The organism is Longispora albida DSM 44784 (assembly GCF_000379825.1).
Lineage (GTDB): Bacteria > Actinomycetota > Actinomycetes > Mycobacteriales > Micromonosporaceae > Longispora > Longispora albida.
This window is the reverse complement of record NZ_KB903833.1, coordinates 498,148-523,294: the sequence shown is the minus strand read 5'-3', so window position 1 is coordinate 523,294 and position 25,147 is coordinate 498,148. Positions and strand designations below refer to the sequence as shown.

Annotated in this window: 21 protein-coding genes; 17 read left to right on the top strand and 4 right to left on the bottom strand. The window is 70.6% G+C overall.

Translation table 11 applies throughout. From position 1 onward, the window contains the following. Positions 1-480 precede the first annotated feature (480 nt). The 5 genes from A3G1_RS0120100 (at position 481) to A3G1_RS41475 (ending at position 5,967) form a co-directional block, all read left to right on the top strand. The gene (locus tag A3G1_RS0120100) at positions 481-1,122 is read left to right on the top strand and encodes a ComEA family DNA-binding protein (protein WP_018351281.1); all 642 of its coding nucleotides are present in this window, start codon (positions 481-483) and stop codon (positions 1,120-1,122) included. Beyond that, a complete protein-coding gene (locus tag A3G1_RS0120095) occupies positions 1,119-3,485 on the top strand; it encodes a ComEC/Rec2 family competence protein (RefSeq protein ID WP_040478858.1) in 2,367 nt (788 codons plus the stop codon). Before A3G1_RS0120100 ends, A3G1_RS0120095 begins: the two co-directional genes overlap by 4 nt. Before the next feature lie 69 nt (positions 3,486-3,554). After that, positions 3,555-4,271: a maleylpyruvate isomerase family mycothiol-dependent enzyme gene (locus A3G1_RS0120090; RefSeq protein ID WP_018351279.1), complete on the top strand. Its 717-nt coding sequence runs from the start codon at positions 3,555-3,557 to the stop codon at positions 4,269-4,271. Between the two features lie 179 nt (positions 4,272-4,450). Continuing rightward, a complete protein-coding gene (holA, locus tag A3G1_RS0120085) occupies positions 4,451-5,413 on the top strand; it encodes a DNA polymerase III subunit delta (RefSeq protein ID WP_040478855.1) in 963 nt (320 codons plus the stop codon). Continuing rightward, entirely contained in the window at positions 5,413-5,967 is a 555-nt protein-coding gene (locus tag A3G1_RS41475) for a hypothetical protein (protein ID WP_245563544.1), read from the top strand. The genes holA and A3G1_RS41475 overlap by 1 nt, the downstream gene beginning before the upstream one ends. A 173-nt stretch (positions 5,968-6,140) precedes the next feature. On the opposite strand, the gene A3G1_RS35760 is transcribed toward A3G1_RS41475, so the two are convergent. Next, positions 6,141-6,746, bottom strand: a complete 606-nt coding sequence (locus A3G1_RS35760; protein WP_018351277.1) for a DUF305 domain-containing protein — start codon at positions 6,744-6,746, stop codon at positions 6,141-6,143. Between the two features lie 192 nt (positions 6,747-6,938). Further along, the gene (locus tag A3G1_RS35755) at positions 6,939-7,910 is read right to left on the bottom strand and encodes a thioredoxin-like domain-containing protein (protein ID WP_018351276.1); all 972 of its coding nucleotides are present in this window, start codon (positions 7,908-7,910) and stop codon (positions 6,939-6,941) included. A gap of 145 nt (positions 7,911-8,055) precedes the next feature. Between A3G1_RS35755 and argS the strand changes: the two genes are divergently transcribed. The 5 genes from argS (at position 8,056) to A3G1_RS0120045 (ending at position 14,713) form a co-directional block, all read left to right on the top strand. After that, positions 8,056-9,696: an arginine--tRNA ligase gene (argS, locus tag A3G1_RS0120065; protein WP_026212314.1), complete on the top strand. Its 1,641-nt coding sequence runs from the start codon at positions 8,056-8,058 to the stop codon at positions 9,694-9,696. Positions 9,697-9,702: 6 nt separating this feature from the next. Beyond that, positions 9,703-11,088 carry a diaminopimelate decarboxylase gene (lysA, locus tag A3G1_RS0120060; protein ID WP_018351274.1) on the top strand — a complete coding sequence of 462 codons (1,386 nt, stop codon included), beginning with the start codon at positions 9,703-9,705 and terminating at the stop codon, positions 11,086-11,088. Further along, a complete protein-coding gene (locus tag A3G1_RS0120055; RefSeq protein ID WP_018351273.1) occupies positions 11,085-12,380 on the top strand; it encodes a homoserine dehydrogenase in 1,296 nt (431 codons plus the stop codon). Before lysA ends, A3G1_RS0120055 begins: the two co-directional genes overlap by 4 nt. Continuing rightward, positions 12,381-13,436 (top strand): threonine synthase, encoded by a 1,056-nt coding sequence (gene thrC / locus A3G1_RS0120050; RefSeq protein WP_018351272.1) that lies wholly within the window; start codon positions 12,381-12,383, stop codon positions 13,434-13,436. It abuts the gene before it with no gap. Positions 13,437-13,534: 98 nt separating this feature from the next. Beyond that, entirely contained in the window at positions 13,535-14,713 is a 1,179-nt protein-coding gene (locus tag A3G1_RS0120045; protein WP_018351271.1) for an MFS transporter, read from the top strand. Positions 14,714-14,719: 6 nt separating this feature from the next. Here the strand turns inward: A3G1_RS0120045 and A3G1_RS40130 are convergent, their stop codons facing one another. Next, entirely contained in the window at positions 14,720-15,313 is a 594-nt protein-coding gene (locus tag A3G1_RS40130; RefSeq protein WP_018351270.1) for a hypothetical protein, read from the bottom strand. A 36-nt stretch (positions 15,314-15,349) separates the two neighbouring features. Here A3G1_RS40130 and thrB point away from each other — a divergent pair, with 36 nt between their 5' ends. The 7 genes from thrB to prfA all read left to right on the top strand — a co-directional run bounded on the left by thrB (position 15,350) and on the right by prfA (position 23,245). Continuing rightward, entirely contained in the window at positions 15,350-16,216 is an 867-nt protein-coding gene (gene thrB, locus A3G1_RS0120035; RefSeq protein WP_018351269.1) for a homoserine kinase, read from the top strand. A gap of 314 nt (positions 16,217-16,530) precedes the next feature. After that, the gene (gene rho, locus A3G1_RS0120030) at positions 16,531-18,576 is read left to right on the top strand and encodes a transcription termination factor Rho (RefSeq protein WP_018351268.1); all 2,046 of its coding nucleotides are present in this window, start codon (positions 16,531-16,533) and stop codon (positions 18,574-18,576) included. Positions 18,577-18,684: 108 nt separating this feature from the next. Next, a complete protein-coding gene (locus A3G1_RS0120025) occupies positions 18,685-19,440 on the top strand; it encodes a TIGR02452 family protein (protein ID WP_018351267.1) in 756 nt (251 codons plus the stop codon). Between the two features lie 20 nt (positions 19,441-19,460). Beyond that, the gene (locus A3G1_RS0120020) at positions 19,461-20,540 is read left to right on the top strand and encodes an RNA ligase (protein WP_018351266.1); all 1,080 of its coding nucleotides are present in this window, start codon (positions 19,461-19,463) and stop codon (positions 20,538-20,540) included. Positions 20,541-20,658: 118 nt separating this feature from the next. Continuing rightward, a complete protein-coding gene (locus A3G1_RS0120015; RefSeq protein ID WP_018351265.1) occupies positions 20,659-21,567 on the top strand; it encodes a phosphatase domain-containing protein in 909 nt (302 codons plus the stop codon). Positions 21,568-21,810: 243 nt separating this feature from the next. After that, on the top strand, positions 21,811-22,029 hold the full coding sequence (gene rpmE, locus A3G1_RS0120010; RefSeq protein WP_018351264.1) for a 50S ribosomal protein L31: 219 nt from the start codon (positions 21,811-21,813) through the stop codon (positions 22,027-22,029). 130 nt (positions 22,030-22,159) lie between these two features. Continuing rightward, positions 22,160-23,245 (top strand): peptide chain release factor 1, encoded by a 1,086-nt coding sequence (gene prfA / locus A3G1_RS0120005; protein ID WP_018351263.1) that lies wholly within the window; start codon positions 22,160-22,162, stop codon positions 23,243-23,245. 355 nt (positions 23,246-23,600) lie between these two features. Here prfA and A3G1_RS0120000 read toward each other — a convergent pair whose 3' ends face one another. Then, positions 23,601-25,097 (bottom strand): GGDEF domain-containing protein, encoded by a 1,497-nt coding sequence (locus A3G1_RS0120000; protein ID WP_018351262.1) that lies wholly within the window; start codon positions 25,095-25,097, stop codon positions 23,601-23,603. Positions 25,098-25,147 lie beyond the last annotated feature (50 nt).

Genomic DNA, 25,147 nt, shown 5'->3' with positions numbered 1-25,147 from the left:
ACAGCCCCGGCTCTGTCCACAGGCGCGCCTCTTCCGGCACCCTCGCGGCCATACGTTCCAGCCGTGACAGCCGACCCTCCCGTGTGGACTGAGACCGTCCAGTCCCGCCTCGACCGCCTGGCCCTCCCGGCCGCCCCGCGCCCGTTCACCACCCCTGACGCCCGGCCAGCGAATCCGCACGCCACCCCAACCGGCCACTGGTCAGCCCTCGACCGGCAGCCCCCGCGCCGAGCCACCCTGGAGATCCTCGCCTCACCGTCACCGCCACGGCTTGTCAGTTCCGAGCCGCAGTCAGGATTCTCTCCCTCTGATGCCCGCACCCCTGCGCGAACCTTCGCTCCTGCGGCCGTCTCAGCCCCCGCGCTGGCTCTCAACCCTGTGCCCGGCCCTCTGCCGGCGTTCGACTCCTTGCCCACGCCTGCGACCACCTCCTCATCCGTGCCCCCTCACGCCCCCGGATCCCCGCCCGCCAACCACAAGGTGCCCCAGGCGTCAGGCCCAGACGACGTCTCCGGCCCGCGCCGGATAGCGTTCCGCCTCGATCCGGGCTGGCCGGGCGTCCGGGTCCTCGCGGCCGTCGTCGTGATCGTGGCCGTGGTGGCGGCAGCCATCGCCTGGTGGTCCCGCCCCGTACCCGCCGAGGTCCGCACCCCAGCCTCAGCCAGCATCGCCGCCACCCCCGCAGGCTCCGCTGGCAGCGGCGCGGGGCTCGTCGTCGCTGTAGCCGGCAAGGTCCGCAAACCGGGCCTGGTCCGCGTCCCAGCCGGAGCCCGGATCGCCGACGTCATCGAAGCGGCGGGCGGCGCGCTCCCCGAGACGGACCTCAGCCAGCTGAACCTCGCCCGCAAAGTCACCGACGGCGAGCTGGTCCTCATCGGACTCCCCGCGGGGAGCGCGGCCCCCGGCGGTCCGGTACCCGCAGGCCAGCCCGGCAAGGTCAACCTGAACACCGCCACAGCCGCCGAACTCGACGTGCTCCCCGGCGTCGGGCCGGTCACCGCACAGCGCATCATCGACCACCGCACCCGGATCGGCGGCTACCGTGCCGTCACCGATCTCCGGCAGGTCGAGGGGATCGGTGACTCGAAGTACGAGCAGATCAAAGACCTGGTGACGGTGTGAGCCACGACCTCCGCCTGACGGGAGCAGCCCTTGGGACGTGGGCCGGAGCGCTGACCGCCCTCCACGTCGGCCCGTTCCAAGCCGTCCTGCTCGCAGCCACAGCGCTCCTGGCCGCGACCATCACGTACTTCTTCAACCGGAAGGCATCCGCAGCAACTAGCTCCACTAAGGACGGAAGCCGGCCGTCTTTGCGGCCGGCTATTGCCATGACGCTTTTAGGCATCGTCTGCGGGTCGGTAGCCACTGCCGGGCACACGTTCGCCCGGGATGCCCCAGCCATCACCGATCTCAGCGGCAGCCGGGCCGTCGTGCGTGCCGAGCTCACCATCACCGGCGATCCGAAGCTCTTCCGGAACGGCAAGGGCTACGTGATCCCCGCAGACCTGACAAGGGCTCAGCCCCGGGAGCCGGCTTCAGGTAATCGCACTACTCCCCATCCTGCCGGCACGGAACTCGATGTCCGTGTCACTGTCCTCGCGACCGATCCGGCCTGGGCTCACCTGCTGCCCGGTCAGCGGGTGACGGCCAACGCCAGGTTCGGCGCGCCGCGCGGTGGTGACCTCCGGGCAGCCACGCTCTCCGTTCAGGGGCCGCCAGAGCGCCACGGCGAGCCACCCTGGTACCAGCAGGGCCTTGGCACCCTCCGCTCCGGCCTGCAAACCGCCAGCGGCACGATCACCGGCCCGGCAGGCGGGCTGCTGCCAGGGCTCGTGATCGGCGATACCAGCCGCCTCGAGCCCGGCCTGGCAGCCGACTTCCGTACCACCGGCATGACGCACCTGGTCGCCGTATCCGGAGCCAACTGCGCGATCGTGCTCGGCTGCGTCCTCTTCGCCGCGCGCTGGAGCCGGGCGGGGCCGGTGCTGACCGCGATCCTCGGCGGAGTCGCGCTCGTCGGGTTCGTGCTGCTCGCCCGGCCATCGCCCAGCGTGCTGCGCGCCGCAGCGATGGGCATGATCGGGCTGGCCGGCCTAGCGTCCGCCCGGCCGGCGGCAGCGATGCCCGCCCTGTCAGCAGGCACGCTCCTGCTGCTCGCCGCCGATCCCGAACTCGCTGGCGACCCCGGCTTCGTGCTGTCCGTCTCCGCCACGGCCGGGCTGCTGCTCCTGGCACCCCGATGGCGGGACGCCCTGCGAGCCAGGGGAGTGCCCAGCGGACTCGCCGAAGCCCTCGCCGTACCCGCTGCGGCCCAAGCCGCCTGCGCCCCGCTCATCGCCGCCCTCTCGGCCTCAGTGAGCCTGGTCGCGATCCCGGCGAACCTGCTGGCCGGCCCGGCAGTGGCTCCCGCGACAGTGCTCGGCGTCGGAGCCGCAGTACTCTCACCGATCTGGCCGGACGGCGCGGCCGGCCTGGCCTGGCTCGGCGGCTGGGCGGCGCGCTGGCTCGTCATGGTCGCGGAGACCGGAGCCGCTCTGCCCACCGCAGAAGTACCCTGGCCCGGCGGCCTCCCCGGCGCTGCCCTCCTGGGCCTCCTCACCGTCCTGCTGCTCTGGTCGGCGCGACGCAAAGCCATCCGCCGCATCATCAGTGCCCTCGCGCTGGCCTGTGTCCTCGGCTTCGCCCCCGTCCGGCTGCTCGCCCCGGGCTGGCCACCGCCCACATGGTCCTTTGTGGCCTGCGATGTGGGACAGGGCGACGCCCTCGTACTCGCGGCGGGCCAAGGCTCCGCTGTCGTCATCGACACCGGCCCCGAACCGACCTCTGTGGACGATTGCCTGAACCGGCTCGGAATCCAAGCCGTTCCGATCCTGGTGATCAGTCACTACCACGCCGACCACATCGGGGGCATCGACGGCGTTTTCCACGGCAGGCAGGCGGGCGCGATCCTGGTACCCGGCTTCCCGGAACCCGCGGGCGGCCACGCCCAGGTCGCTGCCGCAGCCCGCCGGACCGGTGCGCAGGTGCTGACTGCCCAGGCGGGAGCCACGTACCAGGCTGGTGAGGTCCGGCTGGACGTTCTCGGCCCGGTGCACCGTTTCACGGGTACCCGCTCCGATCCCAACGAGAACTCACTCATCGTCAGGGCCACGGTCCCCGGGTTCCGGGTACTCCTGGCAGGTGACGCCGAGACGGCAGCGCAGGAGTCCCTGGCAGGCAGCCAGGGCGACCTCCGGGCCGAGGTGCTCAAAGTCGCCCACCACGGCTCCGCGTACCAGGACCGGGCGTTCCTCTCCGCCGTCGCCCCAGCCATCGCCGTTATCTCCGTCGGTGCCGGCAACTCGTACGGGCACCCGAGCCCGGCACTGATCGCTGACCTGCACCGCCAAGGCGCCCGGGTACTCCGCACCGACCAGTCCGGCGACATCGCCATCACGGAAAGCACCGGCGGCCTGCTCGCCACGACCAGCCGCCACCAAACCTGAACTACCGGCACGCGGTGCGCTAACGAGGTGGATGATCTTCGCGACCAACTCTGACGTTACAGTGCGGCCATGCTCGGCATCCTTGAGGAGATCGCCCGGTCCGGTGCCCGGCTCTCCGCCACCGTCGCCGCACTGACCGAGGCGGACGTGCGAGCACCCTCGCTGCTTTCCGGCTGGACCCGCGGCCACGTCATCACCCACGTGGCCCGCAGTGCGGACGCATACGTGCGGCTGCTGGCCGTGGCCCGCACCGGCACGGAGCCCGCTCCCCGCGCCGACGCCGCGGCACTCGCCCGTGACCTGGCGGAGGCCGCCGCCCGGCCAGCTCCCGACCTCGCGGCCGACCTGCGCACCAGTCTCGCGCGCCTCCGCGAAGACGCTGTGCTGATGCCCGCTGGTACCTGGGACGCCCTGGTTACAGCACTGGCGGGGTGGAAGCACCCGGCCTGGTACACGCTCTACCGCTGCTGGCGCGAGGTCGAAACGCATCACGTCGACCTGAATCTCGGCTACCGCACCACCGACTGGCCCGCCACGTACGTGACGTGGGCACTGGACGACACAATCGCAGCGTTGAACGCACGAGACTTTCCCGTCACTCGAATCGCCGCCCCCGACCTGGGCCGAACCTGGGTGCTTTCGCCGTCCGGTCCCGCCATCACCGGTCCCGGTCACGCGCTCCTCGGTTGGCTCAGCGGCCGAGCCCCCAACGCCCCGCTCACCTCAGACCTTCCACTCCCGCCCGTACCCAGCTGGCCGCTGCCACCCGCCCCCGGCTGGAACTAAGGCGGAAAAAGGCGCACCAGACGGGCCCGGGCCCGGAGGGGCACCCCAGGGGATCGGCGGGCGTATGGCCCAGTGGGGAGCCGGGCCAACACGGGGCGCCTCCGCGACACCGCCAAAAGCCGAAAGAACTACGCCGGCGACGCTCGGCAGCCGGGTACCAGGCATGGGATTATGGCGGGGTGAGCACCACACCGGCACCTTTGCGCCTGATTCTCGGCGACGACGAGTTCCTTTCGGCCCGTGCGGTGTCCTCGGCGATCAGGGCGGCGAAGGCCGCTGATCCGGGTGCGGACATTCGTGAGTTCGACGCGGGTGACCTGGTGTCTGGTGCGCTCGCCGAGGCCGTCAGCCCCTCGCTCTTCGGCGGGCAGCGGCTGCTGGTGCTGCGGGCCGGCCAGGACGCGAAGAAGGACCTGATCACCGTGCTGCTGGCCTATGCCAAGGCGCCCGACCCCGAGGTCAGCCTGGTCGTCGCGCATGCTGGCGGCGCGAAGGGCAAGGCGCTGTCCGACGGGCTGCGTGCGGCCGGCGCGGAGATCATCCCAGCTGCGAAGATCACCAAGGCCCGGGAGCGCACGGCCTTCGTCCGGGACGAGATCCGCCGCCTCGGCGGCAGCTGCTCCGAGGACACGGCCGACGCGCTCATCTCCGCCGTGGGGAACGACCTGCGTGAGCTGTCCGCAGCCTGTTCGCAGCTCGTCACGGACACCGGCGGCAAGATCACGATCGAGGTCGTGCAGCGGTACTACCGGGGCCGGGCCGAGGTGAGCGGCTTCACGGTCGCGGACGCCGCGGTGATCGGCGACGTCCCCGGCGCGCTGGAGGCCCTGCGCTGGGCGCTCGCGGTCGGCGTCGATCCTGTGCCCATCGCTGACGCGCTCGCCGACGGGGTGCGCTCGGTCGCCAGGGTGGCCGGCACGACAGGTAGCGGCTATCAGCTCGCCAGTTCGCTCGGCATGCCGCCGTGGAAGGTGGAGCGGGCCCAGCGCCAGGCCAGGGGCTGGACGCCCGAGGGCCTGGTGACGGCCATGCACGCCGCCGCCGAGGTCAACGCGGCCGTGAAGGGCGGGGCTGAGGATCGGGCCTACGCCCTGGAGCGGGCCGTGCTCGCTGTCGCCAGGGCTCGCAGGGGTAACCGATGATGGCTGCCGCCCGCCAGCGCGCCGCCCGTACCCGCGCGGCCAGCCCGCGCGCCGACCGGCGCCCGCTGTACGCCCGGCTGCTCGACCTCCGGTACGTCCGGCCGGGGAGCCTGCTGTGCTTCCTGTTCCTGGAGGGCTCGATCCTGCTGTCACTGCTGCTGGCGATGGCCGAGCTGGTGACCTGGTGGGCGGTTCTCGTGCTGCCGGGGGCCGTCGCGGCCGTGGTCAAGGTGAACGACATGATCGCCGGGGCGTCCCGTCCCCGCCCGACGCCCCACGCCCGGACAGGGCCACCCGTCCTCACCGGTACCGACGCGCTCGACGCCATGCTCAACCGCGGCGAAACCACCCCAGCGAACCCGGCAGCCCAGCCCAGCCCCGCCCCGGTATCAGCAGAGCCGCACCCTCAAACCACCCTGCCGCACAACCGGGCAACCGGCGCGCACACTCATACCGGCAACCCGGTACCAGCCCCGGCTGCTGCCCCAGCCCCCGTCGCGGAACCCGACATCGTCCGCGCGGCCCGGCGCTCCGACGCCCGCCGCTTCGGCTGACGCTGACGCCCAGCCAGACCCGGTACACGCCACAACACACAGCCCCGGCAACCAAACAGCGCTGAGCGCAACGGCACCTGTCACACCCGGAAAGCGCCCAGCAACCAGCGCGCCGAAGACACCGGTACAACGAAAGCACCCGGTACCAAAGGCCCCAGTACCAGCAAAAAGCCCTACAACGGCTTGGCGCCCATCTCCGTCAGCAGCCCGTTGAAGATCGCGATTTCCTTCTGCTGGGCGGCCTTCATGCTGCCGGCGAAGTCGGCGACCGCCTTGTCGTCCGCCTGGTCCACGACGGCGTCGACCATGTGGATGCCGCCGAGGTGGTGGCGCAGCATGAGCTGGCTGAACAGGATGTCGAAGTCCCTGCCGGTGGCGGCGCGCAGCCGTTCCAGCTCGGCCGGGCTGGCCATGCCGGGCATCAGCCCCTCGGGGCTCAGCGTCTTCTTGCCGTCCGGCATCCAGGCCATCTTCGGCTGGCTGCCGGTCGGCCTCAGGTTCCACTCGGCCAGCCAGGCGTCCATCATGCCGATCTGGGCCTGCTGGGTCAGCGCGATGTCGTAGCCGAGTGTGCGCAGCCGCGGGTTCTCCGCCTTGGTGTAGCCGAGCATCGCCATCTCGACGGCCTGCGCGTGGTGACTGGACATGTCGCGGGCGAACCCGGCCTCGGCCGAGTCGTCACCCGGCGCGCCCGGCCAGAACTGGGCGAGCGCGAACCCCGCGACGAGCGCGAGCACCGCCACGACGGCGAGCCACCAGGACCGCACCGATCCGAACATCTCTCGTCACCACCGGTCGAAGAACGTCCGAAGAACGTCACCCAGACAGAACCGTCCGCAAGGTTACCCACCCACGAGCCAGCCACACTCCCCAAGGAGTACCTCAAACAGAAAGGAGCCGCACAGGCCAACCGGCCCGTACGACTCCTTTCCCAAACCAACGGCCTCAACCCGGCCGTCTCGAACCAGCCGTCAGCTGGAAGCCGAAGGCGCCGGGGCCGGAGCGGAGGCCGGCGGGACCGAGCCGCTGGTGCTCGGCGAGGGCTGCGGCTTGGGCTGCTCGACCTCGGTACCGGTCTTCTCGTTACCGCCGGCGCAGGTGGCGCCAGCCTCCACCGAGGCCGTCTTGCGGAGCGTCTTGATGAACTCGTCGACCCGCTCGTCGGAGGCCTTGTCGACCTTGAGCTGGAAGCCCCAGGCCTGCAGCGAGATCGGGCTGCCCTGGTCGGGGTACTGGCTCATCATGATGTAGTCGCCGGCGCCCTGGACCTTCTTGGTCAGCTCGGCGATGTCGGCCTGGGAGGCCTTGGCCGGGTCGTAGGTGATCCACACGGCACCGTGTTCCATGCTGTGCACGGCGTGCTCGTTCGGGATCGGGCCGGCGTAGACGTTGCCCATGCAGGTCTGCCAGCGCCCGTTGTGCTTGCCGCCGGACGGCGGGGTGCTGAAGTACTGCACCTTGCCCTGCACGTGGTCGCCGTTGCCCTCGGCGAGGACCTTCTCCTGGCTCTTGCGGAAGTTCACCACGCCGGAGATCTCCTCGGCCCGGTCCTCGAAGGTCTTGCTGCCCTCGATCGCCTTCCAGCCGCCGTAGCCGACGATCCCGGCGAACAGGACACCGACGACGGTGAACATGGCGATGCTGCCCCAGTTGCGGGTCTGCGCGACCCTGACGGGAGCGACCGGGCGGCCCTTGGCGCCCTTCTTGCCGCCGCCGGCCTTACCCGTGCCCGTGACACCGGCCTTGCCAGCGGTACCGGCCTTGCCGCCGCCCTGGGGGCTGTTCTTCTTCGGCGCGCCAGCCGAGCGGCGGGGCGGGGTGTTCTTCTTCGGCGGAGTGTCGCCGTCACCCGATCCGCCGGACGACTTCGCGGGCTCGCCCTGCGTCGAGGACAGGTTCTTGCCCGGCTCGCGTTCGGCTCCGGAGGGCGTGGAAAAACTCATCGAGGGCCTCGTGTGGGGGTCGAAGGGGTGGCCAGTGCAGGGTCGTGTGCGAGGTCGCTGGGGTGACCCTCGGCGGTCTCACCAGGTGGAATACCTGGATAGGTCGCCGTCGAGGCTCCGAGCTTACCCCCCGTATCATGTCCGGGTGACTCCCGCAAAGCTAGCCGCTGTTGTTCTGTCCGCCGCCCACGCCGTCTTCGCGGCCCGTGGCCTGGATGCGTCCCTGCTGCCGGACAGCGCGACCGTGGAGCGACCGAGGAGCCCCGAGCACGGCGACTACGCGTCGAATCTCGCGCTCCAGGTCGCCAAGAAGGCCGGGGTCAACCCGCGTGACCTCGCGACCGACCTGGCGGCAGAGCTGGCCAAGACGCCCGGCATCACCAGTGCCGAGATCGCCGGTCCCGGGTTCATCAACATCCGGCTCGACGCCGCCGCCGCTGGCGAGCTGGCCCGCACGATCGTGACCGCGGGCCCCTGCTACGGCGAGACGGGCAAACTCGCCGGCCTGAAGATCAACCTCGAGTTCGTATCCGCGAACCCGACCGGCCCCGTGCACATCGGCGGCGTCCGGTGGGCGGCCGTCGGTGACGCGATGGCCCGGCTGCTCAAGGCGACCGGTGCCGACGTCACGAAGGAGTACTACTTCAACGACGCCGGCTCCCAGATCGACCGGTTCGCCCGTTCTCTCCTGGCCGCGTCCCGGGGCGAGGAGGCTCCCGAGGACGGCTACGCCGGCGACTACATCACCGACATCGCCGCCCGGGTCAAGGCCGAGCACCCGGCCGCCGACGACGTCGAGTCGTTCCGCGTGCACGGCGTCGAGCTGATGTTCGCCGAGATCCGGCAGTCGCTGGCCGACTTCGGCGTCGACTTCGACGTGTACTTCAACGAGAAGGACCTCCACGACAAGGGCGAGCTCGACTCGGCGCTGAAGCGGCTGTCCGACCAGGGCAACGTGTTCGAGCGCGACGGCGCCCTCTGGGTGAGGACGTCCGAGTACGGCGACGACAAGGACCGGGTCATCCGCAAGTCCGACGGCGACTGGACGTACTTCGCCGCCGACTGCGCCTACTACCTCGACAAGCGTGAGCGCGGCTTCGACAAGGTCGTCATCATGCTGGGCGCCGACCACCACGGCTACGTCGGCCGCCTCAAGGCGATGGTCTCCTGCTTCGGCGACGACCCGGCCCAGACGCTCGAGGTGCTTATCGGCCAGATGGTGAACCTGGTGCGGGACGGCCAGCCGATGAAGATGTCGAAGCGGGCCGGCACGATCATCACCCTCGAGGACATGGTCGAGGCGATCGGCGTCGACGCGTCCCGGTACGCGCTGGCCCGGTACAGCTCCCACTCGAACATCGACCTCGACATCGAGCTGTGGACGCGCGCGAAGAACGAGAACCCGCTGTACCGCGTGCAGTACGTCGCGGCCCGGACGGCCAGCATCGCCCGCAACGCCGCGGACCTCGGCCTGAGCCGCGGCGAGGACTTCGATCCCGCGCTGCTCAGCCACCCGAAGGAGCACGAGCTGCTCAAGGCGCTCGGCGACTATCCCGAGGTCGTCGCGACCGCCGCAGCGTTCCGCGAGCCGCACCGCGTCGCCACGTACCTGGAGGAGCTCGCCCCGGCCTTCCACCGGTTCTACGACAGCTGCCGGGTACTGCCGATGGGCGACGAGCCGTTCACCGAGCTCAACCGCGCGCGGCTCTGGCTCACCGACGCGACCCGTACCGTCATCGCCAACGGCCTCGGCCTGCTCGGCGTCTCAGCTCCCGAGAGGATGTAAGCGACGATGCGCGCCCACGAGGCCGGTGCACTGCACGCCGAGGCTGGCCGTCAGGGGCCGGAATGGCTCCGCGAGCCGGAGGACGTCAACGCGCTGCTCGGCAAGCTCTGGTCCGCCACTGTGCACCGCACGGACGAGGGCTCGCTGAGCTTCGGCGGGGTCGACGTCCGCAAGCTGGCCGCCGAGCACGGCACCCCCGCGTACCTCTTCGACGAGCATGACTTCCGGGAACGCTGCCGGGCCTTCAGGACGGCCTTCCACGACGCCGACGTGTACTACGCCGGCAAGGCCTTCTGCTCCAAGGCCGTGGTCCGGATCGTGGCGGAGGAGGGCCTGTGCATGGACGTGTGCTCGCCCGGTGAGCTGGCCGTGGCGCTCGCGGCCGGCATGCCTCCCGCCCGGATAGGCCTGCACGGCAACAACAAGTCGGTGCCGGATCTGGAGCGGGCCGTCGAGGCCGGCGTGGGCCGGATCGTCGTCGACTCCTTCTTCGAGATCGACCGGCTGACCGAGATCGCCCGTGCGCGCGGCGTCCGGCCCCGCGTCCTGGTCCGGGTCACGGTGGGCGTCGAGGCGCACACGCACGAGTACATCTCGACGGCCCACGAGGACCAGAAATTCGGTTTCTCGCTGTCCGGTGGCGCCGCCCGCGCCGCCGCAGACAAGATCATTAATGACGGTGTACTCGACCTGCGCGGCCTGCACGCCCACATCGGCTCGCAGATCTTCGACACGTCGGGTTTCGAGGTGTCGGCGAAGCGGCTGCTGGGCCTGGTGGCGGAGATCCGCGCCGCGCACGGCGTCGAACTGCCGGAGGTGGACCTCGGCGGCGGCTTCGGCATCGCGTACACCTCGCAGGACGACCCGCTGCCGCCGGACGAGCTCGCCACCAACATGCGCAAGATCGTCGAGCACGAGTGCGCCGGCTTCGGCCTGGCCGTCCCGCACCTGTCGATCGAGCCCGGCCGGGCGCTGATCGGCCCGGCGATGTGCACTTTGTACGAAGTTGGCACGATCAAGGACGTCGACGGAATCCGGACATACGTCTCCGTCGACGGCGGCATGAGCGACAACATCCGCCCCGCTCTCTACGACGCCGCGTATAGCGCTACTCTCGCCTCGCGTACCTCGACCGCACCGCCCATGCTCGCCCGCGTTGTGGGAAAGCATTGTGAGTCCGGGGATATCGTGGTGAAGGATGAATTCCTGCCATCCGACATCACCCCGGGAGATCTTCTCGCCGTCCCCGGCACCGGCGCGTACTGCCGGAGCCTGGCGAGCAACTACAACCACGCCCCCCGGCCGCCGGTGATCGCGGTCAGGGACGGGTCCTCCAGGGTGATCGTCCGGCGGGAGACCGAGGACGACCTACTACGGCTGGACGTGGGATGAGCAATCGCGGGAACAAGCCCCTCAAGGTGGCGCTGCTGGGCTGCGGCGTGGTCGGCGGCGAGGTCGTCCGGCTGCTGCACGAGCAGGCCGAGGACCTCACAGCCCGGATCGGTGCCCCGCTGGAGCTGGCGGGCATCGCCGTCCGCCGCCCCGGCCGCAACCGTGGCGAGCTCCCGGTACCGGACAGCATCTTCACGACCGACCCGCTCGCCCTGGTCAAGCGCGACGACGTCGACATCGTCGTCGAGGTGGTCGGCGGCATCGAACCAGCGCGTACCTGGCTGACCGAGGCCCTCCGTTCCGGCAAGAGCGTCGTGACGGCCAACAAGGCCCTGCTCGCCGAGGACGGCGCGACCCTGCACGACGCGGCGGCCGAGAGCGGCGCCGACCTGTACTACGAGGCTGCCGTGGCCGGAGCCATCCCGCTGCTCCGCCCGCTCCGCGAGTCCCTCCACGGCGACACGATCACCCGCGTCACCGGCATCGTGAACGGCACGACCAACTACATCCTGTCGAAGATGTGCGCGACCGGCGCCGGCTTCTCCGAGGCGCTCGACGAGGCCACAGCCCTCGGGTACGCCGAGGCCGACCCGACGGCCGACGTCGAGGGCTTCGACGCCGCCGCGAAGGCCGCGATCCTGGCCAGCCTGGCCTTCCACACCCGCGTGACCGGCGCCGACGTGTACCGCGAGGGCATCACCGAGGTCACGGCAGCCGACGTGGCCAGCGCCGCCGCGATGGGCTGTGTCGTCAAGCTGCTCTGCATCGCCGACCGCACCGAGAACGGCGTCGCCGTCCGCGTCCACCCGGCCATGATCCCCTCGACGCACCCGCTCGCGAGCGTGGGCGACGCGTTCAACGCCGTCTTCGTCGAGGCCGAGGCCGCCGGGCAGCTCATGTTCTACGGCCGGGGCGCGGGTGGCGCGCCGACCGCGTCGGCGGTGCTCGGTGACATCGTGGCCGTCGCGCGCAACCGGATCGCCGGGGTCAGCGCGCGCAGCGAGTCCAGCTATGCCGACCTGCGCATCCAGCCGATGGGCGAGATCGTCACGCGGTACCACATCAGCCTGGACGTGGCGGACAAGGCCGGTGTCCTGGCCGCCGTGGCCGGGGTGTTCGCCAGGCACGGCGTGAGCATCTCGACGGTGAAGCAGTCCGGGCGCGGCAACGACGCCGTGCTCGTGGTGGTGACGCACACGGCGACCGACGCGGCGCTGGCGGCCACGGTCGCCGAGCTGCGCGGTATGGACATGGTGCGGGAAGTAGCGAGTGTGATGAGAGTGGAGAGCTAGATGAACGCCTGGCGTGGCCTGATCGAAGAGTTCCGCGACCGCCTGCCGGTCTCCGACACCACGCCGGTCGTCACACTCCGGGAGGGCGGCACACCCCTGTTGCCGGCCACGGCCCTGTCCGAGCTGACGGGCTGTGAGGTGTTCCTGAAGGTCGAGGGCGCGAACCCGACCGGTTCCTTCAAGGACCGGGGCATGACGATGGCCGTGTCGAAGGCCGTCGAGTCCGGCGCGAAGGCGATCATCTGCGCCTCGACCGGCAACACCTCGGCCTCGGCCGCCGCGTACGCGGCCCGGGCCGGCATCACCTGCGCCGTCCTCGTCCCGCAGGGCAAGATCGCGCTGGGCAAGCTGGCCCAGGCGCTGGTGCACGGCGCCCGCCTGATCCAGATCGACGGCAACTTCGACGACTGCCTGGCGATGGCCTCCAAGCTGGCCCTCGACTACCCGGTCGCCCTGGTCAACTCGGTGAACCCCGATCGGCTCCAGGGCCAGAAGACGGCGGCCTTCGAGGTCGTGGCAGCCCTCGGCGACGCCCCCGACGTGCACTGCCTGCCCGTCGGCAACGCCGGCAACATCACGGCGTACTGGATGGGCTACACCGAGGACTACGAGGCCGGCAACGCGACCCGCAAGCCGAAGATGCTCGGCATCCAGGCGGCCGGCGCCGACCCGATCGTCCAGGGCCAGGTCGTGGCCCACCCGTCGACGATCGCCACCGCGATCCGGATCGGCAACCCGGCCTCCTGGACGAAGGCGCTCGACGCCCGCGACGCCTCCGGCGGCACCATCCGCTCGGTGACGGACCGCGAGATCCTCGCCGCGTACCGGTTGCTGGCCCGCTCCGAGGGCGTCTTCGTCGAGCTGGGCAGCGCCGCCTCGGTGGCTGGCCTGCTGGCGAGCGCCGCGGAGGGCATCGTCGCGCGTGGCTCACGGGTCGTCTGCACGGTCACCGGCCACGGCCTCAAGGACCCGGACTGGGCGGTCGCCTCGGCTCCGGCCCCGATCACCATCCCCGCCGACGCCGCCCGCGCCGCCCACGAGCTGGGCCTCGCGTAGTGACCGGAACAACCTAAGACGGAGCTGAGGGGCTGCGTTAGTGTCGTAATGTGCGCGAGCCCCTCAGACTCCTTACTCGTGAAGCCGACTTCCGCCGGATGCTCGGTGCCGAGCTGATCATGTTCGGCGGCGACTGGTTCGTCATGGTCCCGCTGCTGGTGCTGTTGCAGCAGCTCACGGGCACCGGGTTGTGGGGCGGGCTGATGCTCGCCGTGGACACCGGGCTGATGGCGCTCCTGCTGCCGTACACGGGCACGCTCGCCGACCGGCTCGACCGCAAGAAGATCGTGCTCACGGCCAACGCGGTGAGCATCGTCGCCGTGTTCCTGCTCCTCGCCGTCCGCAGCGCCGGCACGGCCTGGCTGGCCCTGGTCGCGATGGGCGCACTCGCCATCTCCAAGGCGTTCTACTCACCGGCCGCCCAGGCAGCCCTGCCCAACTTCCTCAAACCGGAAGATCTCCCGGCCGCGAGCGTGCTCACCGGCAGCGCCTGGGGCACGATGGCCGTCCTCGGCGCCTCGCTCGGCGGCATCTCCAGCGCGGCTCTCGGTCCATACTGGTCGTTCAGTGTGGCTGCCGTGTGCCTGCTGCTGTCGATCGTGCTCCAGCTCCGGATCCGCAAACCCTTCCAGGCCCAGCGATCCGAGACCGCCGCGAACGCGTTCCACGCCCTGCGTGAGTCTTTCCGGTACCTGCGGGTCCGGCCCCGCGTCCGCGCCCTGATCACGGTGAAGTCGGCCGTGGGCGTCGGAAACGGTGTACTGGCGGTGTTCCCGCTACTGGCCACAGTGGTCTACAAGGTCGGCCCGCTCGGCGTCGGCGCGCTGTTCGCGGCACGCGGCCTCGGGGCACTTCTGGGCCCGCTCCTGCTCCGTGGGGTCGTCCTCAAACGGCAGAGCTGGCTCCTGCCCGGCCTGGCCGTCTCGATGGCCACGTACGGCATCGCGTACCTGCTCGTCGGCCTGACCCCGTGGTTCTGGCTCGCGATCGTGCTCGTGATCGTCGCCCACATGGCCGGCGGCGGCAACTGGGCGATGTCCAGCCTGGCCCTGCAGCGCGAGGTACCCGACGAGCTGCGCGGCCGCGTGTTCAGCGCCGACGTGATGATCGCGATGCTGGCCGTGTCGTTCAGCCAGAGCGCGGCCGGTGCGCTCTCCGACCACGTCGACCCCCGGGTGATCGTGTCGGTGGGCGGGGCGATGACGCTGGCGTACGCCATCTGCTGGTCACTCGCGACCGCCCGCCTCCGCCGCCACCCCGAACCGGCCGCCGCCTGAGCAGTCCTATCCCATCGGCGGATAAGGATTCTGCTGCTGCACATACGGCTGCTGCGGCTGCTGCCCGAACTGCCCAGGAACCTGCGGCTGCTGCTGCCCGTACGACCCCGGCATCGGCTGCTGCCCGTACTGCCCCGGCATCGGCTGCCCGGGCATCTCCTGCCCGTACGACCCCTGCCCAGGCACCTGCTGCCCGTACGGAGCCTCAGGTGCGTGCGGCGCCATCATCGGACCCTGCGGCGCGGGCTGTCCCGGGTACTGGGGCTGCCCCGGCGCCTGCGGAGCCGTCCAGCCGCCGTACGGGAGCTGCGGTTTCGCCGGATCCTTGCGGGGGAGCGCGCCGCCGAGGATCACGAGGACGAGTCCCGTCATGTGAAGCAGCGACGTCACCACGTGCGCGATCCCGAAACCGATGAGCCGAAACGCGAAGAAGCTGAACACGATACCGAGCAGCATCATGACGCACCCGACCATCACCAGCACGGACGCGCGGCCGTTGCGCCGGATGGTCACGCCGGCCAGCACGATCCCGCCGAGCAGCAGGAGCAAATTGACGATGCCCGTGATCAGGCCCACTGTCTGGTACTCATGCAAGTCCACGGTCCGGATACTCCCACACCTCGATAAGCTCCGGACATGGTGATGATCTCCGCTCCGGCGACCAGTGCCAACCTGGGCCCCGGATTCGACTCCCTCGGCCTCGCGCTGACCCTGGCCGACGAGGTGCACGCGGACCTCGCCCCGTCTGGAGTCACAGTGGAGGTTGCCGGTGAGGGTGCTGGCGAGGTCCCGCTGGGCGAGCGCCACCTGATCGTCCGCTCGATGCGCGCCACCTTCGACGACCTCGGCGTACCCCAGCCCGGCCTGCGCCTGCGCTGTCTCAACCGGATCCCGCACGCCCGGGGCCTCGGCTCCAGCTCAGCGGCGATCGTGGCGGGTGTACTCGCCGCCCGGGCGCTGGCCGGCGCGCCCGACGACCGCGCGGAAGCCCTGCGGATGGCCAACGCGCTCGAAGGCCACCCGGACAACGTCGCTCCCTGCCTGCTCGGCGGCCTCACCATCGCGTGGACGGAGGACTCCGGAGCGAAGGCCGCCCGGCTGGATCCGCACCCCTCGGTACACCTGAAGGTTTTCGTGCCGGCGCAGCACGGTCTCACCGCGAAGGCCAGAGCGGCACTCCCCGCGACCGTGCCGCACGCGGACGCGGCCTTCAACGCCGGACGCGCCGCCCTGCTCCCGCACGCGCTGACCACCGCGCCGGAGCTGCTGCTCGCCGCGACAGAGGACCGGCTGCACCAGAGCTACCGCGCTTCCGGCGCGCCGGAGACCGCGGCACTGGTCGCGGCCCTCCGCGCCAGGGGACTACCCGCTGTAGTCAGCGGGGCGGGTCCAAGCGTCCTGGCTTTTGTTGCTGATACTGTTGACATATCCGAAATAACGGGGCAGAACTTCGCTGCCTGGCCCCTCGAAGTTGACCTCGGCGGCGCCCGGATATCTCATTAGCGACACGCGGGGGGTGACCCTGTTGCCGCAGCTAGGCAACGTTGACTACTCTTGACCCGGAACAGTCGCCGAAAGCGCGCGATCTTGACGGGGCCTCAAGCCCCGTTCCCCGTGGAAACTCCGCCCGCGGACTCCACACACCCCGAATGGATCGCGGGTTCACGGCAAGCCGCGCCCAGCGATAATCTTCGATCGGCGCCAGAAAAAGACTGATCCGCACCCGCGCGCATCTTGACGCGGGGATTCATGGGCCGTGTGGTGCTCGTGCCAGCTCTCTTCGGCGCCCGCCCCGGCCAAGCGATGGAAGGAAACCATTGAGCGACATCACCGACCAGAAGTCGGATGTCACCGACACCGCAGCGCCGGCCCAGCCGGAGACCGCTGGCACCTCCCGGCGTCGGCGCACAGGCACCGGCCTGCAAGCCATGCTCCTGCCGGAGTTGCAGACCTTGGCCTCGTCGCTCGGCATTTCGGGGACGGCGCGCATGCGTAAAGGCGAGTTGATCGCGGCAATCCAGACCACCCAGGGCTCAGCCCCGGCCGAGCCGAAGGCCGCCAAGGCCCCGGCCGAGGTCAAGGCCGCGCCCGCCGAGGCGAAGGCCGCCAAGGCCACGGCCCCGGCCGAGCAGCCCAGCCTGCCGGGCACCGAGCAGGCCGAGACGTCAGGCGCCCAGCAGCGGGCGCGCCGGGCCACCCGCCCGGCAGGCCCGCCGCAGCCGCGCGGCGAGCGTGCCTCCGAGGCCAAGGACACCGCTCCGGCCGAGGTCAAGGCCGCTGAGCACTCCAAGGCTGAGCACTCCAAGGCCGAGCAGCCCAAGGCCGAGCAGCAGAAGAGCGAGCAGGCAAAGGGCGAGCAGTCCCGCGCCGAGCAGCCTCGCGCTGAGCAGTCCCGCGCCGAGCAGTCCAAGGACGCCGAGCGCCCGCGTAACGAGCGCACCGAGCGTGCCGAGGGCGAGGGCGAGCAGGCCCCGCGCAACGAGCGCCGCGAGCGCGACCGTGACGGCCGCCGCGACCGCAACGAGCGCCGGGACCGCCCGGCCCGCGGCGAGCGTGCCGAGGAGCCGGCCCGCGCCGAGCAGACCAGCCGTGCCGACCGTGACGGTGGCGACGACGACGAGGACGGCGAGGGCCGCCGCGGCCGCCGCAGCCGGTTCCGTGACCGCCGTGGCCGCCGCAACGACCGCGGTGAGGGCGGCGGTCAGGAGCGCGAGCCGCAGTTCGCCGACGACGACGTGCTCGTCCCGGTGGCCGGCATCGTCGACGTCCTCGACAGCTACGCCTTCATCCGCACCACCGGCTACCTGTCGGGCCCCAACGACGTCTACGTCTCGATGTCACAGGTCCGCAAGTACGGGCTGCGCCGCGGTGACGCCGTCACCGGTGCCGTCCGCCAGGCCAAGGACGGCGAGCAGCGGCGGGACAAGTACAACCCGCTGGCCCGGCTCGACTCCATCAACGGCATGGAGGCCGACGCCGCCCGCAACCGGCCGGAGTTCTACAAGCTGACCCCGCTCTACCCGCAGGAGCGCCTGCGGCTGGAGACGGACCAGAACGTCCTGACCACCCGGGTCATCGATCTGGTGATGCCGATCGGCAAGGGCCAGCGTGCCCTGATCGTGTCGCCGCCGAAGGCCGGTAAGACCCTGGTCATGCAGGCGATCGCCAACGCGATCACCACGAACAACCCCGAGTGCCACCTGATGGTCGTCCTGGTCGACGAGCGTCCGGAAGAGGTCACCGACATGCAGCGCTCGGTGAAGGGTGAGGTCATCGCCTCCACCTTCGACCGTCCGCCGTCGGACCACACCACGGTCGCCGAGCTGTCGATCGAGCGGGCGAAGCGCCTGGTGGAGCTGGGGCACGACGTGGTGGTCCTGCTCGACTCGATCACCCGCCTGGGCCGCGCGTACAACAACGCGTCGCCCGCCAGCGGCCGGATCCTCTCGGGTGGTATCGACTCGACCGCGCTGTACCCGCCGAAGCGTTTCCTGGGTGCCGCGCGGAACATCGAGAACGGCGGCTCGCTGACGATCATCGCCACCGCGCTGGTCGAGACCGGCTCCACGGGTGACACGGTCATCTTCGAGGAGTTCAAGGGCACGGGTAACGCCGAGCTCAAGCTCGACCGGAAGATCGCCGACAAGCGGGTCTTCCCGGCCGTCGACGTCATCGCCTCCAGCACGCGGCGTGAGGAGATCCTCATGTCGAACGAGGAGATGGCGATCGTCCACAAGCTCCGCAAGGTGCTGCACGGGCTCGACCCGCAGCAGGCCCTGGAGCTGCTGCTGGACCGGCTGAAGAAGACCAGCACGAACGTCGAGTTCCTGATGCAGATCGCGAAGTCGACGCCGGGCGAGTAGTCCCAGCTAGCGAAACGGCCCGTATGTCTCATACGGGCCGTTTCCTTTTCCTGTGTACCGGTAAATCACGGTGGCCCCGGCCCCCTTCCCCGGGCAGACTCGATCCTCATGAGTGCCCGGCTGCGTGCGATCGCGAGCGAGACCGTCGCCATCGTCGAACGCGACGGCCACGTCCCGCTCGGCACCCGGCTGTACCTGCCGGAGGAGCCGGTCGCCACCCCGGATCTCACGCTCGCTCCGTCCATTGAGGTCACGGGCGAGTCCACTCTGGAGGCGGCGGCCCGTCTGGCTGCCGGAGACGGCGACCTCGCCGTGCTCAACTTCGCCTCCGCGAAGAACCCGGGCGGCGGCTTCCTCCGTGGCGCACAGGCCCAGGAGGAGAGCCTGGCCCGCTCGTCGGCGCTGTACGCGAGCCTCACCCAGGCCCCGGGGTTCTACTCCTTCCACCGCGCCCAGCGCGACCTGCTCTACAGCGACCGGGTGATCTATTCGCCGGGCGTGCTCGTCTTCCGTGACGACAAGGGCGGCTTCCTGCCCGGGTACCGGGTGGCGTTCCTGACCTCGGCCGCCCCGAACGCGGCGATGATCCGGCGTAACCAGCCGGAGGCGCTGCCCGCGATCCCGGCCGCACTGGCCAGGCGGGCCGGGCGGGTGCTGGACATCGCCGCGGCGCACGGGCACCAGCGGCTGCTGCTCGGGGCCTGGGGCTGCGGGGTGTTCGGCAACGATCCGGCCACTGTGGCCGGAGCCTTCGCGGCCGAGCTGGGCAGACGGCCCTGGTTCGGCCAGGTCACGTTCGCGGTCCTCGACCGCCAGCCCGGCCAGCCCGTTCTCTCTGCTTTCATCGCCGCTTTCGGCAAGTAAGTCCACTCTGGAGGAATCCCATGCTCCACCTCGACGAGGTGGTGGAACCCACCCTGCTCAAGACCATGATCGACGAGGGTTACGTCCGGGTGCGCCAGCACCCCGGCCAGCCGTACTCGATCTACAACTACTCGGAGAAGGCCCAGTACGAGTCCGTGTGGAACGCGGCGACCCTGGCCTGCCGTGGCCTGATCACCGACAGCCGTACCGGCGAGGTGCTGGCCCGGCCGTTCCGCAAGTTCTTCACGCACGGGCAGGCCGAGTGCGGCCCGCTGGACCTCGGCGCCCCGGTCACGGTGACCGACAAGGCCGACGGTTCGCTGGGCGTGCTGTTCCCGGCCGGGGACGGGTACGAGGTGGCGACGCGGGGTTCCTTCGTGAGTGACCAGGCCCTGCACGCGACGCGGCTGTGGCAGCGCAGGTACGGCGAGGTGCGGCCCCCGGACGGCGTGACGCTGCTGTTCGAGATCGTCTACCCGGCGAACCGGATCGTCGTCGACTACGGCGATCTCGACGACCTGATCCTGCTGGGCGGGGTGTCGATCGCGTCGGGCCGCACGGTACCGGCGGCCGGCATCGCGTGGCCGGGCCCGAAGGTGGACTCGTTCGGGTACGCGACCCTGGCCGAGGCGCTCGCCGCCCCGCCGCGCGACAACCGCGAGGGGCTGGTGGTGCACTTCGCGGGCACCGACGACCGCATCAAGATCAAGTATGCGGAGTACGTCGCGCTGCACAGGGTCGTCACGGGGCTCAATGCCCGTGTGGTCTGGGAGGCGCTGGTGGAAGATGGGTTCGGCGCGCTGGTCGAGCGGCTGCCCGACGAGTTCCACGACTGGGCGCGGTCGGTGTCCAGCGCTCTGCACGAGGAGGTGGCGGTGGCGGCGACGGGCATCGAGGCGGCGTACGCCGAGATCCTCGCGACCCTGCCCGAGGGCTGGACCCGCAAGGACTTCGCCCTGGCCGCCGCAGGGCACTCCGAACGCGGCTGCCTGTTCCTCCGCCTGGACAACCGGGACTACCGCCCGATGCTCTGGCAGCGGGTGAAGCCGGCCGCCGACTGGACCCCGGCCGGCCGGGTGTTCGGCGAGGAGAACGCGTGAAGGCCGGAGACCGCATGAAGCCTGGACAACACGTGAAGCATGGGGAACGCGTGACCGGCGCCGAGCCGGGCCCCACCCCGCGACGAGACGTGCGCGTGACGGAGAACGAGGAGAACGCGTGACCAAGAAGAAGGCCACCCTGACCGTCACCCGCGGTCTGCCCGGCTCCGGCAAGAGCACCTGGGCCAAGGGCCAGGAGGGTTCCGTCCGGGTCAACCGTGACGAGCTGCGCCGCATGCTGCACGGCTCCCGGCTGGGTACCGGCACGGCCGAGAAGCAGGTCGGCCTGGCCCAGCGGGCCGCGGTGGAAGCACTGCTGCGCAACGGGACGGACGTGATCGTCGACGACACGAACCTCCGCTCGCGCGTCGTCCGCGAGTTCGCCGAGCTCGCCGCGAACAGCGGAGCCGAGTTCGCTGTGGTGGACTTCACAGACGTGGACGTGGAGGAGTGCATCCGCCGCGACGCGCTCCGTACCGGCGAGGACCAGGTCGGCGAGGACGTGATCCGGGGCATGTACCAGCGGTACCTGGCCGGAAAGCAGCTCCCGCTCGCCATCCCGGCCGGCCTCGCCGAGGCGAACCCGGACGCCCCGTACAAGCCGCTCGACGGCGGGACGGAGGCCGTCCTGGTGGACATCGACGGGACGGTGGCGGTGATGGGCGCGCGCAGCCCGTACGACTGGCACCGGGTCGGCATCGACACGCCCAACGCGCCGGTCATCGCGGCCGTCCGCGCGATGCACGCCGCCGGGCACCAGGTCATCTACTGCTCCGGCCGCGACGAGGCGTGCCGGGCGGAGACGGAGGCGTGGCTGGCCGAGCACGTGGGCGTGCCCTACGTCGCCCTGCACATGCGCCCGGCCGGGGACCAGCGGAAGGACTCCATCGTGAAGAAGGAGATCTTCAACCGGGAGCTGCGGCACCAGTACAAGATCATTTGTGTGTTCGACGACCGGGCACAGGTGGTGCGGATGTGGCGCTCGCTGGGTCTCACGGTGATGCAGGTCGCAGAGGGCGACTTCTAGGTCCCGCCCGGCGGCACCCCGCCGGGCACGGCCCCCATCCGCCCTGCAATATCGCCAGCAACAAGGGCAAAAACCCTATATCACCCAGCCGCAGAACCCGGGTGACCGGCCAGCCGGCCCGGTGGCCCCGATGCGGCGGGAATAGCCGCCCCGTGGCAGACTGTTACGTCGGCCAGGTACCGGTTCACGTCCCGCGAACGGCGCGGTGGCGACCCGGCGACCCCCGTGTGAGAGGACCGCGAGATGCGCAAGGACATTCACCCGGAGTACGTAGTGACCGAGGTCACCTGCTCCTGTGGCAGCACCTTCTCGACCCGCAGCACCGTGAAGAGCGGCTCGCTGCACGTCGAGACGTGCTCCGCCTGCCACCCGTTCTACACCGGCAAGCAGCGGATCCTGGACACCGGCGGCCGCATCGCCAAGTTCCAGCAGAAGTACGCGAAGAAGACCGCGGCCAAGTAGCTACGCAGACGCCGCCCACTCCTCGATCCGAGGGGTGGGCGGCGTTCGCTTATCCCGCACCACTTCTTCCGAGGCGCCGCCCGAACCCCAGACGCAGGTCGCCTCCATCCTCGAACCCAGGAGTCAAGGAATGAGCACCGACCGCCTGTCCGCGCTGCTCGCGGAGCACGCCGACCTGGAAAAGCAGCTCGCGGACCCGGCGATCCACGCCGACCAGGCCCTCGCCCGCCGGGTGGGCCGCCGCTACGCAGAGCTCAACGGCATCGCCGCCGCCGCCAAGGAACTCGAACAGGCCCGCGAGGACCTCGCAGCGGCCCAGGAACTCGCCACCGAGGACGAGGCCTTCGCCGCCGAGGCCGCCGAGCTGACCGAGCGCATCCCCGTCATCGAGGAGAAGCTCTCCGAGCTGCTGCTCCCGCGCGACCCCAACGACGCCAAGGACGTGATCATCGAGATCAAGGGCGGCGAGGGCGGCGAGGAGGCGGCACTCTTCGCCGGCGACCTGCTCCGCATGTACCTGCGCTACGCCGAGAAGCACGGCTGGGTCGCCGAGGTCATCGACTCGGAGCAGACCGACCTCGGCGGGTACAAGGACGTGTCCGTCGCGGTGAAGACCAAGGGCGTGCCGGACGAGGGCCGCGGCGTGTGGTCCCGGATGAAGTACGAGGGCGGCGTGCACCGCGTCCAGCGCGTGCCGGCCACCGAGTCCCAGGGCCGCATCCACACCTCAGCGGCCGGCGTGCTCGTGCTCCCGGAGGCCGAAGAGGTCGACGTCGAGATCAACCAGAGCGACCTGCGGATCGACGTCTACCGCTCCGGCGGCCCCGGCGGCCAGTCCGTCAACACCACCGACTCCGCCGTCCGGATCACCCACATCCCGACCGGCGTCGTCGTCAGCTGCCAGAACGAGAAGTCGCAGCTCCAGAACAAGGAATCGGCCATGCGCGTCCTCCGCGCCCGCCTCCTGCTCCACGCCCAGGAACAGGCAGCGGCCGAGGCCTCCGACCAGCGCAAGGCCCAGGTCCGCACGATGGACCGCTCCGAGCGCATCCGGACCTACAACTTCCCGCAGAACCGGATCTCCGACCACCGGATCGGCTTCACCGCCTACAACCTCGACCTGGTCCTCAACGGCGAACTCGACGGCGTCCTCGACGCCCTCTCCACCGCCGACCGCGAAGCCAGGATCGCAGGCGAAGAACTAGGCCGTAAGTAGCTGGTTGTGCCGACCCGGTGAGCGAAAATCTGAGCTGCGCAACGCAAAAGCCCGTGTACAACCAGTACACGGGCTTTCNCGTTGCTTGTCAGATTTCCGCTCACCGGGCCACCTCAGGTCAGATCAAAACCAAAGACCAAGTACCAAACCCTCATCTTGTACCTGTCAGCGAGCCCTCGCCGTAGGCCAGCGTCCTCCGCCGGGAAGAACACCAGGACCGAAAGCCCGGGGCGGCCGGCGGCTCAGCAGCGGGCCGAACTCCGGCCGCCCGGCTCATCGCTGTCCGCATACCGGTGTTGTATGTGGACAGGCTCAATGCGCAGTCCAGCGTCGTCCTCACCGGGCCCAAACGGTCTCAGCTGGCCCAGGGTGTCTGCTTGGCTCTTAGCATCGCGACGTCTGCGTTCGTGAAGGCTGAGGCGACCGTGTCGGCGCCGTTCGTCTCTGACCAGCCGATCGTCACGCCGACCGGGGTGCCGGGGACGATCGACTCCCAGTCCTCGGCGCGGATGGCCGTGGCGACGCGGCGGGCGATCTCGTAGGCCTCGGCTAGCTGCGTCTCGGGCAGGACGAGGACGAACTCGTCGCCGCCGTAGCGGGCCACGAAGTCGCCGCGCCGGATCACGCGGGCCAGGATCGCGGCGATCCGCTGGAGCACGGCGTCGCCGGCCAGGTGGCCGTGCGCCGTGTTGATCGCCTTGAACTTGTCGAGGTCGACCACGCCGAGGATCGCCGACTGGCCGCGCTGGGACATCGTCGTCACGTAGTGCTCGAGGTGGCGGCGGTTGGCGAGGCCGGTGAGCGGGTCCGTGAGGGCCTGGCCGTGGTACTGGGCCACGGTCCGCCGCAGGTCGGCATGGTCGAGCCAGGCCGCGACCCCGTCGACGAACAGGTCGCGGAGCTTGTCGGTGTGCGCGGAGGCGAGCCGGAAGGCGTGCCGGTCCTCGCGGTACGCGGCGGCCGGGTCGTTCGCCCGGAGGTGGGCCAGGGCGCGCAGCCGGGGTGGTTCGGCGGGGCCGAGGGAGTCGGGGGAGACCTCGAGCTGGCCGAGCCGGACGAGTGCCTCGATCGGGCGGCCGTCGGCGATGGTCAGGCACACGTCGCCGAGGTGGCGCAGGTCGCGGGATCTGGCGCTGTCGCCGACGTGCCGGAGCATCCGCCGGGCGTCGACGTCGATCGGCTCGCCGAGGGCGGCCAGCCGGGCGGCGGCGTAGCCGAAGTTGCCCTGGATCGAGGGGCGTAACCGGGCGAGGGTGTTGGTCTCGACGTACCGCCACAGCTCGTTGTAGACGTCGCGGAGCACGCGCAGGCAGCCGTCCGTGTCGCCGGTGTGGTCGAGCGCCACGGCCAGCCGGAGCCTTACCCGAGGTGTGGCCAGGTCCTCCTCAGGCAGCCCGACCTCCGCGCCGACCTCACGGGCCCGCTCGATCGCGCCGAGCGCGTGCCCGTGGAACCCGATGTAGGAGTACGACAGGGCGAGGTTGTGCCAGCCGAGGGCCGTGTCTGGGTTCGGCGGGGATACCGAGGCCAGGGACCGTGCACTGTGGACGAGGTGGGTCACGCACTGGTCGAGGGAGCCGCGGCTGTGGGCGACGATCGCGGCGATGGCGTGCGCGCGGCCGGCCAGGCCCGGGTCGTACCACTTCTTCAGCGCGGCGAAGACCTCCTCCACCGCGGAGGCGCAGTCGACGGTCCGGCCCAGGTTGATCAGGGCTGACAGGCGCAGGACCAGAGCTTGCGCGCACTCTTCGGGGTCGCTCGTGCTGGCGGCGAGCCGCTCGGCGAGAGCTGCCGCCTCTGCGGAACGGTTGGCACGCAACAGCCGGCGGATGCGCTCGATCGTGGAGACCACGCGATAACCCCCCTTCCGGTGCGGCTCAAAGCTGGCAGTGATGATTATGG

Coding starts and splice junctions, on each gene's coding strand:
- rpmE (WP_018351264.1), top strand. CDS start 21,811: ATGCGCAAGGACATTCACCCGGAGTACGTAGTGACCGAGGTCACCTGC.
- A3G1_RS0120020 (WP_018351266.1), top strand. CDS start 19,461: ATGCTCCACCTCGACGAGGTGGTGGAACCCACCCTGCTCAAGACCATG.
- A3G1_RS0120045 (WP_018351271.1), top strand. CDS start 13,535: ATGCTCGGTGCCGAGCTGATCATGTTCGGCGGCGACTGGTTCGTCATG.
- lysA (WP_018351274.1), top strand. CDS start 9,703: ATGCGCGCCCACGAGGCCGGTGCACTGCACGCCGAGGCTGGCCGTCAG.
- prfA (WP_018351263.1), top strand. CDS start 22,160: ATGAGCACCGACCGCCTGTCCGCGCTGCTCGCGGAGCACGCCGACCTG.
- A3G1_RS0120025 (WP_018351267.1), top strand. CDS start 18,685: ATGAGTGCCCGGCTGCGTGCGATCGCGAGCGAGACCGTCGCCATCGTC.
- thrC (WP_018351272.1), top strand. CDS start 12,381: ATGAACGCCTGGCGTGGCCTGATCGAAGAGTTCCGCGACCGCCTGCCG.
- A3G1_RS0120055 (WP_018351273.1), top strand. CDS start 11,085: ATGAGCAATCGCGGGAACAAGCCCCTCAAGGTGGCGCTGCTGGGCTGC.
- A3G1_RS35755 (WP_018351276.1), bottom strand. CDS start 7,910: ATGAGTTTTTCCACGCCCTCCGGAGCCGAACGCGAGCCGGGCAAGAAC.
- A3G1_RS41475 (WP_245563544.1), top strand. CDS start 5,413: ATGGCTGCCGCCCGCCAGCGCGCCGCCCGTACCCGCGCGGCCAGCCCG.
- thrB (WP_018351269.1), top strand. CDS start 15,350: ATGGTGATGATCTCCGCTCCGGCGACCAGTGCCAACCTGGGCCCCGGA.
- A3G1_RS35760 (WP_018351277.1), bottom strand. CDS start 6,746: ATGTTCGGATCGGTGCGGTCCTGGTGGCTCGCCGTCGTGGCGGTGCTC.
- A3G1_RS0120090 (WP_018351279.1), top strand. CDS start 3,555: ATGCTCGGCATCCTTGAGGAGATCGCCCGGTCCGGTGCCCGGCTCTCC.